The sequence below is a fragment of the Gardnerella sp. CCPDSM genome (assembly GCF_056754715.1).
This window is the reverse complement of the sequence record NZ_JBQEQO010000001.1, coordinates 105,126-120,480: the sequence shown is the minus strand read 5'-3', so window position 1 is coordinate 120,480 and position 15,355 is coordinate 105,126. Positions and strand designations below refer to the sequence as shown.

Below are 15,355 nucleotides of genomic sequence, written 5' to 3'. Positions count from 1 at the left end.
CATGCTTTAATTTACTAATTTTAATCGCTAGTTTTTAGTATTTACTTAAGTATTTACTTAAGTATTTACTTAAGTATTTACTTTTTAATATTTACTTCAGTATTTATGTACGCGCTTGACTGAACTCTTCTAGGAACTCGATTCCGTTCATTAATTTTATTGGAAGCTTCTTGCGATTTACTGTGCAAAGTGTCTTCAAAAATTTTAGAAAGAGGAACAAGAGCCGGGATTTTCCTAGAAAGCTTACTAATTATTGGAGCTGTTAAATCTATAAGTTCTTTTGTTTTTAAAAGCAAAAGAATAGCAATATAAATAATCGCAACAATAATCGTTACAGTAACGCAAATAAGTATTGCGTGCACCCAACGAATAACGCCATGCAAATTAGAAGCATTTATATTTAGAACACGCATAATTGGTTCGCGAATTACAAGTCCTAAAATAATCGACACTACAGAAGCAGCAACAATTTTTATGTGCGTAATTATGAGCTTTTTATCGTCCAAATTGTGATTAAAACGATTCCGCAACATGTGAACAAGTGAAGGGAAAGTAAGGAAATAGCTTATAGATACTGAAGCTCCCAAAGATGTTACCCAATATGTAGGAGGCAACAAATTAACGCAAGAAACAAACGCAATAAGCTCCGTAATAAGTTGCGCAAAAGTAAAAATGAACGGACTTTTGCCATCTTCAAAAGCGAAGAATGTGCGCTGAATAATCAAATAACTACTTATAAGAGGTAAGCCAAAAGCAAGCATCATTAATGGAGCTGCCATAAGATTAGCTTCTTGCAAGCTTATAGAAGGAATAAGAGCTAAAGAAATTGGAGTTGGAATAATAATAAAAACGGAAGTAAAGAAGCACATAATTAAGCTTACGTGGCGGATTGCTTCACTTAAATCGTTTCGCGCAGTGCATAAATCATGTTCGGCAATTGAGCGAGAAATTTTAGGGAAAATAGCTGTTGCAACTGATACTGCTATTAAAGAATACGGCAGCAAAAACATGGTGTTAGCGTTTTGGTAGCTAGCATTACCGGCGACTTCAAACTGATCCAAACCTAAACGTTGTTCTGCAACAAAAGGAACGCTAGTAGTGATATGCGTAGTAATCATTGTGCCAATTTGCGAAACCACAACAATTCCCATGCTCCACGCAGCAATAGGACCCATAGAGCGTAAGCCTATGTCTTTTATGCCCCAAGTTGGGCGATAATGTATGCCGCTTTTCATTAGCGGCCAGAACAATACCAAAGCTTGTGCAGCTACGCCGAATGTCCAAAATCCTGCAGTTAGAAGTAAAGTATTTCCATTCCAAAATTCAAGTGGTGTTCTATTCGCTTTACCAAAAAGCAAAATAAAAATTCCAAATCCTAAGCAACTTATAATGTTCGCAGCAACTGAACTCCAAGCGTACATTGCAAAGCGACCTTTAGCTGCAAGAATTTGGCCTAGCACGGTATAAAGTCCATAGAAGAAAATCTGTGGCATACACCAAAGTGTGAAAGAGTAAGTAAGAGCCTGCATTTCTGGGCTACCACCGGCATACAGCATTGTTAGCACAGGAGTAGCAAACGTCATAAGAATCGTAACGGCAAGCAACAGTACGATAGCAAAAGTAATAAGCTTATTTAAGCGTTCTTCCGCATTTTTCTTTTCTAAGGTGCGCACAATTTGCGGCACAAGCACAGCATTAAAAATTCCTCCGGAAACAAGAGTATAGATAAGCTGAGGAATCATTGAGCCTGCTTGGTAAGCGTTAGCTGCTAAACCAGTTGTGCCAAGAGCTGCGGCTAGAAGAATAGTGCGTATTTGGCCTGTTACACGCGACGCTGCGGTGCCGCTAGCCATAATAACAGAATTGCGTCCTACTGAACTCATTCGTCTGGATCCTTCTTACGATGGAATTGCCTCCAAAGACCAAGCAACCCAAGCATGAAAGCAAATATTATAATAATCGTACCGCTTTTATCGCTAATTTGCAGAGTGCTTGTAATAATTGTGTACTGCGGTTTAGAAAATCCATTATGCTCAGTATCTTCCAACATAAAAGTAGCTTTAGTGCGAATAGAAGTTGTAATACGCAAAGGTAAAGTAACTTGCGTTTCACTATTTGCTGGAATTTTTACTAAAGTTTTTCGACGCGTAACAATTTCCATAGCATTCGTATTTGCGGATAAATACACTTGCACAGGGTACGGGTGAGTATTGCTGATAGTAATAGGCATACTTGCTGTTTCGCTTACTGCAGTAATATCGCGCGGCGGAATAATGTGGATTTTAGAAAGTATGCTTCGTGCGAAATTTTGAGAAGTATTTGTTTCTATGCACGAATCTGCCTGTTTGCAATTATTTGTTTGTTTTTTTGCATTCTTTTTGCTTATTTCGTTTGTAAAATCATGTAAGGCAATACTGTCGTACATCTTTAACAAATAATTTCCCCAAGCTTTTGCATTAATTTTAGTTTTTGATTTAGCAGTCTGCTTGGCAAGAGCTTGAGCGTCGCCTTCGTTGCTACTAAATTGTGCTGCAGCATTATAGTCAAGAATGTTATTAGTGAAGCGCAAAATATCTTTTCTTGAGCGTAATAAATTTTTTAATGTAGAATGCCTTAATTTAGTGGCACTTGCGCTGATTCCACTATTATGAGGCGTTTCTCGAATAATGCTGTTGAGCTTCCAGCGAGGTAACTCGTTTTGTTTAAGTTGATTTAATGTTGACAAATCGCTAAGCGATAGCCAAGGCGATTTTTCAAGCGCATTCATAGTTGCGTCAATAGTTGCAATAGGCGTTTTGTTAGAAAAAGTAACAAGAATATGACGGTCTACGTAAGGCTGTTCCATTTGATAAAACGCGCTTTGAGCAATAAGACGGTTTATTCTTCCGGCTTGAGTTTTTTCGCAAGTTGCTTTATCGCTAGTTGGGTTTCCGTTAGCTAATGTTGTAAGAACAGCTTGCGGAGATAATACTCGAATTTTTCCTGACGGAGTTTCAATATCGTATACTCCATCGCTTAGAGCAAACTGTGATGCTTTTGAATAGAATTCATCGGTTGCAATAACAGTGTTATAGCCATTAAGTTTTGCCTGCTCAAGTGCCTCAATAGTCCATTTTCCGTGCGTTTGCCAAGCATATGCTTTAAGTGAATTGCTTTGAGCTGACGCAACTTGCTTTACGTTATTTTCTTTAGAAGAAGACTTTGAATCTTGAATAGCTTGAGCAGATTGGGAGAATTGCGAAGATTGCGCAACTTGCGGTATTTGCGAATTTTTAGCAGACCAAGTTGATTTAGGTATGCCAGCTAATCGGTACTTTTCAGGATTATGGTCATCTGCGTACGCGCTAATATCAAATCCAGACTGTTGCATATAAGCGCTTGGGCGGAAAAGCAGTCGTGCTGCTTGCAAAGTATTAATATCGGCTATAGTTTGCAATTTCTCATGTTTGCTAACTAAATCAGCTTGTTCAAGAACATGATGAGTATCTTTTTTAGTAGATTGAAGCAGCGTAGCAGAGTGACGAACAGGTTGAATTAAGTTTGGTTTTAAAGCATATTGCGTATTAGATAGCATTGGCATAACTGCTGTAATATTCATTGCAGGAGAGTTAGCTACGTGCAATCCGTCGTTTGTTCTCGTTAAGAAAGAGCGTATTGATTTATAGCGAGAATAATCATTAGAAAAATACGTAATTTTTAAAGGTTTCGGCCCCCACTGCCATATAGATTTCAGCTCAGGACTATCTGCTGGTATATCAAAATTGAATGTTGAGCTGCTTCCTGCACTTAAGCCATCAGTTTTAACAGAACCTAAAATTTGCGGTGTAGGTATTAGTGACTCGTTTTGAGCCCAATGCTGTAAGTCTGTGCGGGACGCAAAAGTATAGTTTGAATTAATAGCAACTTGAACCATTCCTTCTGGTAAAGGTTCACCTGTTGCTTTAAGAGTTGCAGTAAGATGATACCCGCTTTGATCAGTAACTATTGGAGTTGCTTTAATTATGCTCAGCTCTATGCCCTTGCTGAATTTATCCTCATATGTTGTTTGAGATTTTGATTTTGAATCAGAATTGTTATTCGAATCCTCATTTTCTGTGAGTGCACTTGCGAAACGAGTAAAACCCACGTATTTAGCACTTTCAGTGCAGCTCACAGCAACAGTTAGCGTAAATATAGTGATAAATACAAGCATAAAACGTGCCAATTTGTAGCATGTTTTCCAAGTAAATTTCATTAATTTAAGCATAGTGAAATATAGCGTGCTATTCGGCAAATCTTGTGCCAAGCATGTTTGTTGCTTATAAGCGAGATTATTCACTGTGGAACCGCCTATGCGCTTTTCTTGAATATAGCCATGCAACTTTGCGTTCGTTTGGATAACTTAATATTGCATTCAATTCTTTAAAATTCACCCATATAGCATCTTCTGCTTCATGATCAGGATCACCAAGTACAGAAAGATCTCCGCTTACGTAACGTAGCGCAAAATGGTGCACTAACTTGTGAACACGATGTGTTGTGCCTGTAAACCAATAATCAATTGTCGCTATTGAATCTACTACTTCACCCATAATGCCTGTTTCTTCGTGAATTTCACGCACTGCAGTTTCTTGAGGTGTTTCGCCCTTCTCAATATGGCCTTTTGGTAAACACCATTCAAGATGTCCGCTTCTGGAGTGACGAGCAATAATTGCGACACGCCCAAGAGAGTCAAAAACGAGTCCGCCTGCGGAATATTCTCTAATAATTGGCAAATCTTGAGCGTCTAAAGAAGCAAAAGTTGTGGGCGTATCTGCTGTTCTACGCTGTGGCATAAGTGCTGGAGAAGCAGTAGAAATTTTCGGCGTTTTTACCAATATTTCGTTAACTTCTGCAACTTCTTTTTGAGCTTGCAATTCTTCTGAAAAGATTGGAATATCAACGAAAATTTGCGGTTGATTACTATCTTCCGAAGAAGTTTTTTTGTTATGCTTTTTAGCTAAATCAAGTGGCGTAATAGCAGGCTTAGGCTTATTTTGGGCATGATTATCCGCAGGCTTGGCGAGCATACGTCGTAAATCTGCAGGAGTAATCATATACTCCACATTACTCAATCCGCTGTGCATTGGGGTAACTGTATGCTGGAATATAGATTGATTTTTGCTGAAAGGGTGTCGGTAAGGGTGAGTGAAAACTTTGAGGTTTGGCCTGAAGCTGTAGAGTTGGGGCGACTTTTTGCTGAGCATAATTATGAACTTGCATTAGTTGGTGGTCCTGTTCGCGATATGCTTTTGCATCGCGTGTCGCACGATCTTGATTTTTGCACTTCAGCGCGTCCTGAAGAATTCGAACCAATTTTGCGTCGTTGGGGACACGACGGTTTTTGGGATATGGGTCGCAAATTTGGAACATTGGGCGCTATGCGTCGACGTGCAGATGGTACGGAAGTAAAAGTTGAAATTACTACTTACCGTTCTGACGTGTATGATCCAGATTCGCGTAAACCTGAAGTGCAATATGGTGACACTTTGGAAGGTGACCTTTCCAGGCGAGATTTTACTGTAAACGCAATGGCTTTGCGTGTGCCTGATTTGGAATTTGTAGATCCGTTTGGTGGTGCTAGCGATTTGGTTAAAGGCGTATTGCGCACTCCAGTAGATCCTCGACAATCTTTTGATGATGATCCTTTGCGTATGATGCGCGCTGTGCGTTTCGTAGCGCAACTTGGTTTTACTATCGAAACTAATACTGCTGAAGCCATAGTAGATATGGCAGATAGGCTGAATATTGTTTCTGCAGAGCGTATTCGAGACGAAATTACCAAAATGTTGCTTTCTGATAGGCCTCGTCAAGGCTTAGAAGCTCTTGTTGAATCAGGTATCGCACAGCGCGTTCTGCCAGAAATTCCAGCGTTGCAACTTGAAATTGATGAATACCATCGCCATAAAGATGTGTTTGAGCACACAATGATGGTTCTTGAGCGCGCAATCGCATTGGAAACAGACGATGAAGGCCCTGTGCCAGCTCCTGATTTGACTTTGCGTTTAGCTGCATTATTGCACGATATTGGTAAGCCGCGCACTCGAAAGTTTGAAGATGGCGGGAAAGTAAGCTTCCATCATCATGATGTTGTTGGTGCAAAAATGACGCGCAAACGTTTGAAAGCTTTGCATTTCGATCATCATATTATTGACGATGTTAGCGAGTTAGTGAATTTGCATTTGCGCTTCCACGGTTACGTTGATGAGCCATGGACCGATTCTGCAGTGCGTCGCTATGTAAAAGACTCAGGTCACTTATACGAGCGTTTAAACAGGCTTACTCGAGCGGATGCTACTACGCAGAATCGTCGCAAAGCTTTGATGTTTGAACATGCTATGGATGAGATGGAAGAGCGTGTTCGAGAGCTTAAAAAGCAGGAAGATTTTAACGCTATTCGCCCAGATGTTGATGGTAATGAAATTATGCAATTGCTTAATTTACAGCCAGGCCCTGTAGTTGGCGAAGCGTACAGGCATATGCTTGATTACCGTCTTGATAACGGTCCTGTGGAGCATGATATTGCGGTTGCAGAATTGCAACGCTGGTATAACGAAACGTATAATAAGTAAACGTAGCGCATAATAAGTAAACGTAACGTTGAAAGCGTTAGCTTTTGGCTACTAATTTTATTTTGCGCTTATTTTGCTTTTATTTTGCCTCTTTATGCGCAGGAGCTTTAGGTAGCTTCTTCATGGAATCAGCTTTTACGCATCCTTGTATTTCTTTAATTGATGCGCCAGCTGCAGGAACGTCAACTTTTGGACGAAGATTATTAAAAGTTGAGCCAAGCACAATATCAATAAGCTTATCTTGACGATCATCCATACGCATAACAGCATCAACAAAGTTAGAATTTACTGTATAAGCTTCGTTAATAGCATTTTTACCGAAGTAAATAGTAGTGCGCTTTACGTTATTAACTTTATTATTGTTAACTTCTGTAAGATTAAAGCCTCGCGCGTTTAAAGCTTCACCAACTGCGCGAGCAAATCCGCGGAACTTTGTGCCATTTAATACGCGAATTTTTATAGCGCGATTATCGAGATAAGTCGTTTTTGCGTAGTCTTTACTTCTAACTGCGCACGGAGCAGTTACTCCATAATTTGGATTATCTTTTGGAGCAGCTATTGAATTAATTCCAAAAACGTGGAATTGAACAAGCAGCGCAAGCACAAAAGCTACAGCCAAACCTGCACTTACAACAGTTAGCACGGAACGTTTTCTTTGAGATATGAAAGCTTTACGAGCAATACGTTCATCGTATTCTTGCGTCATGTACACTTCCAATCTGTAAGTTTATTATTTTATTCGCAACAAGCCGCGCAAGTTGCAGTAAATATAAATCGCATTTTACTTGTTATGTATGACTGATATTTAGCGCGTGCCAGTATTTTTTGAATTATTTTTTTGAATTATTTTTTATTTGCAAACTTCACACGCTTTGTATAAAGAAATAAATTCATCGCAAGTAAGCGTTTCTCCACGTCTAGTTGGGTCAATTCCAGCTTTTTCGTACGCTTCTTCGGCAACGATATGTTTAAGAGCTGCATGCAATGTTTTGCGGCGCTGCTGGAAAGCTGCATCAATAAGCCTAAAAACGCCTTCGCGCTCGCTGTTACTTCCTTTGCTTACTGAATCTCTTGTAAAAGATACAAGTGCGGAGTCAACGTTTGGAGCAGGCCAAAAAACGTTGCGGCCAATAAGACCTGCACGCTGAGACTTTCCATACCATGCTAACTTTACGCTAGGCGTGCCGTATACTTTACTTCCTGGTTGAGCGCATAAGCGATCTGCAACTTCCTTTTGAACCATCACTAAGAAATGCTGCAAATTACTAAATTTTTCAAGTAGCGTAAGAACAATAGGTGTTGCAACGTTATATGGCAAATTCGCAACAAGTGTAAATTCTTGAGCAGATGCAAGTTGCGGCACGTCATCAGCGCTTATTGTTAAAGCGTCTTTAAGAATCACGTTAAACCTATTTGCAGCGCCAGGCATGAATTCTTCTACTGTGTGTGGAAGGCGATTAGCTAGGTGAGGATCAATTTCTACAGCTGTAAGATGTGCTCCCGATTGCAATATTGCAAGAGTAAGAGATCCAAGACCAGGCCCAACTTCCATAACGGTGTCTCCTGGTTTTACTTCTGCAGCTGCAACTATTTTCCGCACTGTGCCAGGATCGATAACGAAATTTTGACCGAACTTTTTTGTTGGTGTAATACCTTCTTCTGCAGCAATCCTTCGTATTTCTGCTGCGCCTAAAAGTTGACCATTATTTTCAGTGTTGAGTTCTGTCAATGTGTACCGTCCAATTAATATTTAGTAGTATTCGATTTAAGTAGTTAATTATTGTTTAATACCAACCAATATCGCGAGAATGTTTCACAGCGCCGCTAGGAGACTTATAGTGCGCTTTAATATATGTTAATCCCCAGCTGATTTGCACAGCTGCATCCTCGTGCCAGTTATCTCCTGCGCTTCTCATTTTGTTAGCAGGAAGAGCTTGAGGAATGCCGTAAGCATGCGAGCTGGGATTTTCAGCGTTCCATCTCCAGCCTGATTCCCTATTCCATAGCCAAAGAAGATCTTCCCACTCTTTTCCAGTCCAGCCCATCTGTGCGGCTGCTCCTTGCGCAAAAAGCTTAGCTTGTTCAGGAGTTGCATGAACTAGGCTGTTAGGATTATCTGCCGGTGCTGGCGCCGGAGGATTGGTTACAGGAGCTGGTGCCGGAGTAGTTGTTGTTGCTGCAGTATTTTGCTGCTGTGGCTGAGTTGCTTTATTTGAAGAATCTTGCGCATTCTTTTGAGCATCTCCGCTACTTTGAGCCTGGCCATTAGGGTTAGGCTGAGCCGTATTAGAAGGTTGTGTAGCAGATTTTCCAGCTTGTTGTTGGCTGTTTTGAGCTTGAGAATTTTGTTCTGCAGGTTTTTCTGCGCTCTGTTGCTTTTTGGCTTGATTTGTTTGGTTATTTTGATTCTGATTTTGCTGCAGTTTTTGTTCTTGTTTTGTTGGCTTTTGCTTTTCTGCAGGTTTTTCGGAAGCCTTCTCTGCAGACTTTTCTGCAAGCTTAGTATCTTTTTTTACCTGAGATTTGTTATGCTTCGGCTTTTTCTCTTCATGCTTTTGCGGTGCCGGCGCAGGAGCTGACTTTCCTACTGCAATAACTTGATTAATTGCAGGCTTTATTATATTTTGCGAAATAAGAGTTGCGCTTTCAGCTTTGCCATCTACGTAAGTTACGTTATATACGTCTTCTCTTTCTCCATTAACACCAGCTTGTTGCACTACTCGAGCATTTGCTGGAAGCTTAGGATCAACCACAGTTTGTGTGGCAAAAGGTAGCGAAACTGTGCGAGTCTCTTTGCCGTGTGTTACGCGCGAAATACGCAAAATAGTATTTCCATCATTTTCTTCTACGCTAACTCGATCTTCTTTTCCAAGCACAATACCTTGAGAATCAAGTATAGAGCTTGCCGGCAGGCTGCCGTCTGGAGCTACTCTCGACTTTCCATCAGCAATAACCGTTATTGGGCCTTTTTTATTAATCGATAATCCGCACGTAAGTTTGTCATAAATATTTTGCAAATTTACTGTAATTCTCTTAGCGTTTTTTGCATTCGCTCGAAAGAAACCAATTAATTGATCGACACTAGTAGCAACTGTCCAAAATGGTATTGTTACACCGTCTACAGTAATAGAAGTTTGATAAGCGCTACGTACAGTAACAGTGGCGTGATTAGCTAGAATATCTCCAGATGAAGAAATGATTTGATCATGCGTTTTTACAGGTATTTTTTGCTCTTCTAGTAAGCGAATTGAAGTGGTTGCGTAAGTGTTGACTATGCGAGTTTTGCCGTTCACAACTAGCGCTACAGATTTTTGCGCTGTAAATGCGAACGTGCTTAAAGCAGCAAGCGATAGAGACAAGATGCAAGCGATAATGCGTGTTCGTCGCATTACTATTAAGCGTCGAGGTGTCCATCGACGTGCCATATAACCACTCCCTTCATTATCAAACCAACTTTTATTATACCTTCTACGCTGCATTGGCATTAAAAGTAATTAGAAGAGTATTAAAAGCAAAAATAAAAAAGTGGGGGCGGGAGAGAAGGGGATATTCCCGCCCCCTATGAGGTGGAGCTGGTTGGGGGACGCTCCACTCTCGCCCGGAAACCCTGAGTTGGGGGAAGGTTTCCGAGTTCTTACTCGCGAAAAGTTTTGTTATACAGATGATTATGTGCGCAGATATAGATTTGTTATTTTCATAATACGCCATAATTCGGCACTTTATATGAAAAGTAAATTTTTCTATTTTAAATAGTTAATCTAAATAGTTAATTAGTTACTATCCCCTCTGCTTTAATCATTTCACGTCATTATATGCGATATTAAAGATAAGAAAAACCATTGTTTTTGAAATTAGCATAAAACTTAAGAAAAATTTACGAATCGCAAGCAAATAATAATGGAGCCTCCTGCCGGGATCGAACCGGCGACCTGCCGCTTACAAGGCGGCCGCTCTGGCCATCTGAGCTAAGGAGGCGTTGTTCGCAAGCTTAAGCATAACGCGTACGACATGCAGAACATTGTTTAGTGTACCATATGCCACGTCATTACAAAATTATGGTGTTGCTAAATTTCGTAATGATGCTTTAAACCGAAAATAATATGCCAAATTTGGCATCGTAGCGCACTAACATAATGCAGTATGGAAGATATGAGCATGTTTGATTTACAGCCTGGCAATAATGTTGGCGGGTACACGCTTATTGACCGACTTGGCGGTGGAGCAATGGGGTCAGTTTGGCGTGTGCGCGATGATGGTGGAAATCAGTATGCTATGAAAATACTGCGAGCTTCGGTTCGTGCAGAAGACAATGAAAATGAGGATTCTGAGCAGGAGCGTGCGCGATTGCGACTTAAGCGCGAAGCTTTGTCATTAAAACGCATTCATCACCCTGGAGTGTGCGAAATTGTTGATATGGAGCTTGATGCTTCTATTGCGTTTATTGTTACAGGATTGATTGAAGGTCATAATTTGCGCGAAGATGTTGCAGAAAATGGTCCTTATGTTGCGGATGATTTAGAGAGACTTGCGCATAAGCTTATTGCTGCTGTTAAAGCAGTGCATGATGCTGGAATTATTCACCGAGATATTAAACCTACTAACGTTATGATTTCTTCTCGCGGCCCTGTATTAGTGGATTTTGGTATTGCTATGGGCGAAGGTGAAAGTCATGTTACTCGTACTGGATTAGTTATGGGAACTCCTGGTTTTATTGCGCCAGAAATTATTGAGGGCGGAGATTCAGACGAGATTACAGATTGGTGGTCAGTTGCAGCTGTGCTTGCGTTTGCGGCTACAGGTAAGCCGGTTTTTGGCACAAAGCCTATGATGGCGGTTTTGGAGCGTGCAGCTTCTGGCAATGCGGATTTAACTGGCTTGCCTCCTAGAACAATGGATGCTTTCCGTAAAGCTTTGAATCCGATTCGCCAGCAGAGGTGTCTTCCTTCTGATTTAGAAAAAGCGATTAGTCAAGATGCTATGGATCCTTTAGCCTGGCCAGAGGCGAACCGCCCTTTTGATAAAAATTCTGCGCTTGGAGACATGCGCAGAATGTGGCGTGAAACAACTTGTGAAACAACTAGCGAAACGTTATCTGAAACAACTAGCGAAACGTTATCTGAAACAACTAGCGAAACGTTATCTGAAACAACTAGCGAAACGTTATCTGAAACAACTAGCGAAACGTTATCTGAAACAACTAGCGAAACGTTAGCCGTAACAAAGCAAGATTGCATAAATAACGACGTTTCTGACGTAACAAGCGTAATAAGCGCAACAAATGCAAGAAGCGCAACAAGCGCAAGAAGTGTAATAAGCGCAGATAATAAAAATTATGCTATCGACGAGCCTGTTGATTCTACAACTGCTATTTCGCAAGATGCGCATCAAATATCAAACCAACCTACGTATGCGTATCGTGGAGCGTGGATTTTAATAGCTTGTTTATTGATATGTGCTTTTATTGCATGTTTAAGCGTGCTAGATTCTGCGGGACTTTGCATACTCATGATGTGTGTAAGTTCAACTTTAGGCTACAATATTTCAGCTAGATTGCGTCGATTACAACTTAATAACGGTTCTATTCCGCGCCATGATGCGGTTATTCGCATTGCATCTTTGCCGTGGCACATTATTCGCGGTTTGTTATATTCGCTGCCGAGAATGGTTGGAGTTGTGATTGTTTCTTGCGCTGGATCTGTTATTTATCCGCTGTTGTGTGGAACAACTCCGGAATTATTGTCTATTAAACTCGGCTTTTTGAATATTCTTTTGCCGACTTATTCTCCAACTATTTTTTCTAAAACTTCTGTTGGCTACGCAATAGGTTTTCTTATTTATTGGATTATTCTTGCGTTATTCAAAGGAACTACATTATTTTGCTTAGGATTAGGAGCATTATTTGGTTCCAAAAAATCTAAAGAAGAATAAAATTATTGTTTCAAATACTCTATTTTCCGTTGATACCATCAATTAAACTGTGTGAAAGTTGTTTATTTGTTTTACGTGTGCCGCTGGGAGAATATCTTAGTGGGGAAGATTAAAAAATAGATTGAAGGATTACGATGCCTAATATTCAAGTAGATAATAGCAACCAGAATGCTTCGTTAATGAGTAGGCGTGAAAGAACTGAAGAAAATCGTGAGCGTCTTGAGCGTGAAGCTCGTGAGCGTCGTCAGCAAACAATTATTGGAATTATTGTAGTGCTGATTGTTATGGCTATGTTAGCTGCTGTTGGTGTTACTACTTACCAAGCTTTTTATAAGTCTCCAAAAAGCAATGTTGAACAAACGCAAATTGAACGCTCTAATAAATCTAAAGAGCAATTAAAGAAACTTGGCGCTAAATATAAGCCAGAAGTTATGACTCCTATGGGCGGAATTGTTATAAGCAAGCTTGGCTATAACCAGCCTGTTGCTAAAGTTCCAACTGTTGCAACTTATTTTGATCCTTTATGCCCTGGGTGCGGCGGCTTTAATCGTAAAGCAGACAAAGCGCTGATTGCGATGGTTCGAGCAGGCCAAATTAATTTAGAAATACACCCAATGTCATTCTTGGATTCGCTTTCAACAGATCACTATTCAAGCCGCGTATACGGAGCTATTGCTTATATTGCAAACAATGACAGTGACCCAGAGCATTTGTTGCAATTTATTAACAACATTTTTGCGGAAGACTTCCAGCCAGAAGAAGGCGAAGGATATAAGCCTGTAAGCAATGAAATGTTGATTGAACAAGCTAAGAAAGCTGGTGTAGACGAATCTGTTGCAAGCAAGGCTTTCGAACGCAGGTACGACAAGTGGCAGAATTTGATTAACAAATACACTCCTGATTTTGCAGAATTGTTGAATGTTTCTGGATCTAATAAGGGTTCGATGACAACGCCAACCGTAACTATCAATGGAAAGTTGCTCGATATTAATGCTGTTAATAGCAAGGATATGAGCGTGCTTGATGCAATTTTGCATTGCATTGGTTTGAATAAAAATCAAGTTGGAGTTGCAGGTCAAATGCCTAAAATCTCTAACACTGACTCCCCTATTGCTCTATAGCTAATAAAATAAATTATTTGATTAAAACGGACGCTAGGCTTATGCTTAACGTCCGTTTTTGTATTGCAAAACAGACACTATTAATACAAACAAATGATTATATAATTGCATATTTTTTATAGCGAAAACTAACTATTGTTTAAGTATTTATTAGCAACTTTTTGCGTATTCGACACGCCGAGTATTGAGAAAATACTGATTTTTTGCTGTTTTTCTGAGCTAAACATGGTATATTAAGGCATGGCTCAACGAAGAGAAACCTTCAATGGACCAGGTAAGTAAACTGTGTACGATTGATTCCCGCCGATGTAGGAAAAGGGGTTATGAGTGCACACCCTTCACTACGGATCGTTCGGCACGTACCTGCCGATGAAAGGAACATATCATGGCAGAAGTTGTATTTGATCATGTCACGCGTATTTACCCTGGCAACGATAAGCCATCGGTTGACGATTTGAACATGACTATTAAGGATGGCGAATTCCTCGTACTCGTTGGTCCATCTGGTTGCGGTAAATCCACTACTTTGCGTATGTTGGCAGGCCTTGAAGAGGTTAACAAGGGACGTATCCTCATCGGCGGTCAAGATGTTACTACTATGCAGCCAAAGGATCGCGATATTGCAATGGTATTCCAGAACTACGCGTTGTATCCTCATATGACCGTTGCAGACAACATGGGCTTCGCTTTGAAGATTGCAGGTGTTCCTAAGGAAGAAATTCGCAGGCGCGTTGAAAAAGCTGCAGAAGTTTTGGATTTGACTGAGTATTTGGATCGTAAGCCAAAGGCTTTGTCAGGCGGTCAGCGTCAGCGTGTTGCTATGGGTCGCGCAATTGTTCGTGAACCAAAGGTCTTCCTTATGGATGAGCCTCTTTCCAACCTTGACGCTAAGCTTCGTGTTCAGACTCGTACTCAGATTGCTGCTTTGCAGCGTCAATTGGGTGTTACTACACTGTACGTGACCCACGATCAGACCGAAGCTTTGACTATGGGTGATCGCATTGCCGTTATTAAGCTTGGTATTCTTCAGCAGGTTGGTGCTCCAACTGAGCTTTATGATCGCCCAGCAAACGTCTTCGTGGCAGGCTTCATTGGTTCCCCATCTATGAACATCAACCAGCATCCAGTTGTCGATGGCCGCGCTCAGATTGGCGAGGATTCCATCGTTCTTCCAGCAGAAGCTGTTGATAAGCTTACTGCAGAAGATAATGGACAGATTATTGTTGGCTTCCGTCCAGAAGATGCAAGCCTTGCAACTTCCGATGATCCAAACGCTTTCTCCTTGAAGGTTGTGAACGTAGAGGATCTCGGTTCCGATGGCTACATCTACGGCAATATCATCACTGATGGTTCTCCTGAAGAAGCATCTACGATGATGTCTGATCAGAACAAGCTCACAACAATCCGCGTGAATCCTCGTGCATTGCCAAAGGTTGGCGACACGGTGAAGATTAAGATCGATCCGTCTAAGATGCACTTGTTCGCGCCTTCTACTGAATTGCGTTTGAACTAGTAAGTAGCTTTGAGTGCTATAGCATAAGCATGATAAGCAAACTTTCGGTATAAAGGTATGCGGGGTTCGCAAAATAACGCGAACCCCGTTTTTGCCAACAAAAAGACCTATAAAAGTTACATAAAATCTAAAAAATAGCGTGTTTAAAAAAATCGTTATTGTGGATGGCTTATTATATATAGTTGTTATCAATAATTAGTCAG

General features: G+C 40.7%; 10 protein-coding genes and 1 tRNA gene. 4 read left to right on the top strand and 7 right to left on the bottom strand.

Going from position 1 to position 15,355, the window contains the following annotated elements; genetic code table 11:
- Nucleotides 1–77: 77 nt before the first annotated feature.
- The 3 genes from murJ to ACTJLE_RS00525 form a co-directional block, all read right to left on the bottom strand.
- Complete coding sequence (gene murJ / locus ACTJLE_RS00535) at nucleotides 78–1,883, bottom strand: murein biosynthesis integral membrane protein MurJ (protein WP_481266971.1); 1,806 nt, start codon at nucleotides 1,881–1,883, stop codon at nucleotides 78–80.
- Nucleotides 1,880–4,246 carry a DUF6049 family protein gene (locus ACTJLE_RS00530; RefSeq protein ID WP_481266970.1) on the bottom strand — a complete coding sequence of 789 codons (2,367 nt, stop codon included), beginning with the start codon at nucleotides 4,244–4,246 and terminating at the stop codon, nucleotides 1,880–1,882. Before ACTJLE_RS00530 ends, murJ begins: the two co-directional genes overlap by 4 nt.
- A gap of 64 nt (nucleotides 4,247–4,310) precedes the next feature.
- Nucleotides 4,311–5,075, bottom strand: a complete 765-nt coding sequence (locus ACTJLE_RS00525; protein ID WP_481267099.1) for an NUDIX hydrolase — start codon at nucleotides 5,073–5,075, stop codon at nucleotides 4,311–4,313.
- Between the two features lie 42 nt (nucleotides 5,076–5,117).
- On the opposite strand from ACTJLE_RS00525, the gene ACTJLE_RS00520 reads away from it, so the two are divergent.
- A complete protein-coding gene (locus ACTJLE_RS00520) occupies nucleotides 5,118–6,590 on the top strand; it encodes a CCA tRNA nucleotidyltransferase (protein WP_481266969.1) in 1,473 nt (490 codons plus the stop codon).
- A 79-nt stretch (nucleotides 6,591–6,669) separates the two neighbouring features.
- Here ACTJLE_RS00520 and ACTJLE_RS00515 read toward each other — a convergent pair whose 3' ends face one another.
- The 4 genes from ACTJLE_RS00515 to ACTJLE_RS00500 form a co-directional block, all read right to left on the bottom strand.
- Nucleotides 6,670–7,296 carry a LytR C-terminal domain-containing protein gene (locus tag ACTJLE_RS00515; protein WP_481266968.1) on the bottom strand — a complete coding sequence of 209 codons (627 nt, stop codon included), beginning with the start codon at nucleotides 7,294–7,296 and terminating at the stop codon, nucleotides 6,670–6,672.
- A 144-nt stretch (nucleotides 7,297–7,440) separates the two neighbouring features.
- Nucleotides 7,441–8,334 (bottom strand): 16S rRNA (adenine(1518)-N(6)/adenine(1519)-N(6))-dimethyltransferase RsmA, encoded by an 894-nt coding sequence (gene rsmA, locus ACTJLE_RS00510; protein ID WP_481267098.1) that lies wholly within the window; start codon nucleotides 8,332–8,334, stop codon nucleotides 7,441–7,443.
- 40 nt (nucleotides 8,335–8,374) lie between these two features.
- Nucleotides 8,375–10,015, bottom strand: a complete 1,641-nt coding sequence (locus tag ACTJLE_RS00505) for an aggregation-promoting factor C-terminal-like domain-containing protein (protein ID WP_481266967.1) — start codon at nucleotides 10,013–10,015, stop codon at nucleotides 8,375–8,377.
- A gap of 473 nt (nucleotides 10,016–10,488) precedes the next feature.
- Nucleotides 10,489–10,565: transfer RNA gene (locus ACTJLE_RS00500), tRNA-Thr, on the bottom strand.
- Nucleotides 10,566–10,730: 165 nt separating this feature from the next.
- Here ACTJLE_RS00500 and ACTJLE_RS00495 point away from each other — a divergent pair.
- The 3 genes from ACTJLE_RS00495 to ACTJLE_RS00485 all read left to right on the top strand — a co-directional run bounded on the left by ACTJLE_RS00495 (nucleotide 10,731) and on the right by ACTJLE_RS00485 (nucleotide 15,152).
- Nucleotides 10,731–12,518 carry a serine/threonine-protein kinase gene (locus tag ACTJLE_RS00495; protein ID WP_481266966.1) on the top strand — a complete coding sequence of 596 codons (1,788 nt, stop codon included), beginning with the start codon at nucleotides 10,731–10,733 and terminating at the stop codon, nucleotides 12,516–12,518.
- A 134-nt stretch (nucleotides 12,519–12,652) separates the two neighbouring features.
- Nucleotides 12,653–13,639, top strand: coding sequence for a DsbA family protein (locus ACTJLE_RS00490; RefSeq protein WP_481266965.1), 987 nt, complete (start codon nucleotides 12,653–12,655; stop codon nucleotides 13,637–13,639).
- A gap of 385 nt (nucleotides 13,640–14,024) precedes the next feature.
- Nucleotides 14,025–15,152: an ABC transporter ATP-binding protein gene (locus ACTJLE_RS00485; RefSeq protein ID WP_119487009.1), complete on the top strand. Its 1,128-nt coding sequence runs from the start codon at nucleotides 14,025–14,027 to the stop codon at nucleotides 15,150–15,152.
- Nucleotides 15,153–15,355: the final 203 nt, after the last annotated feature.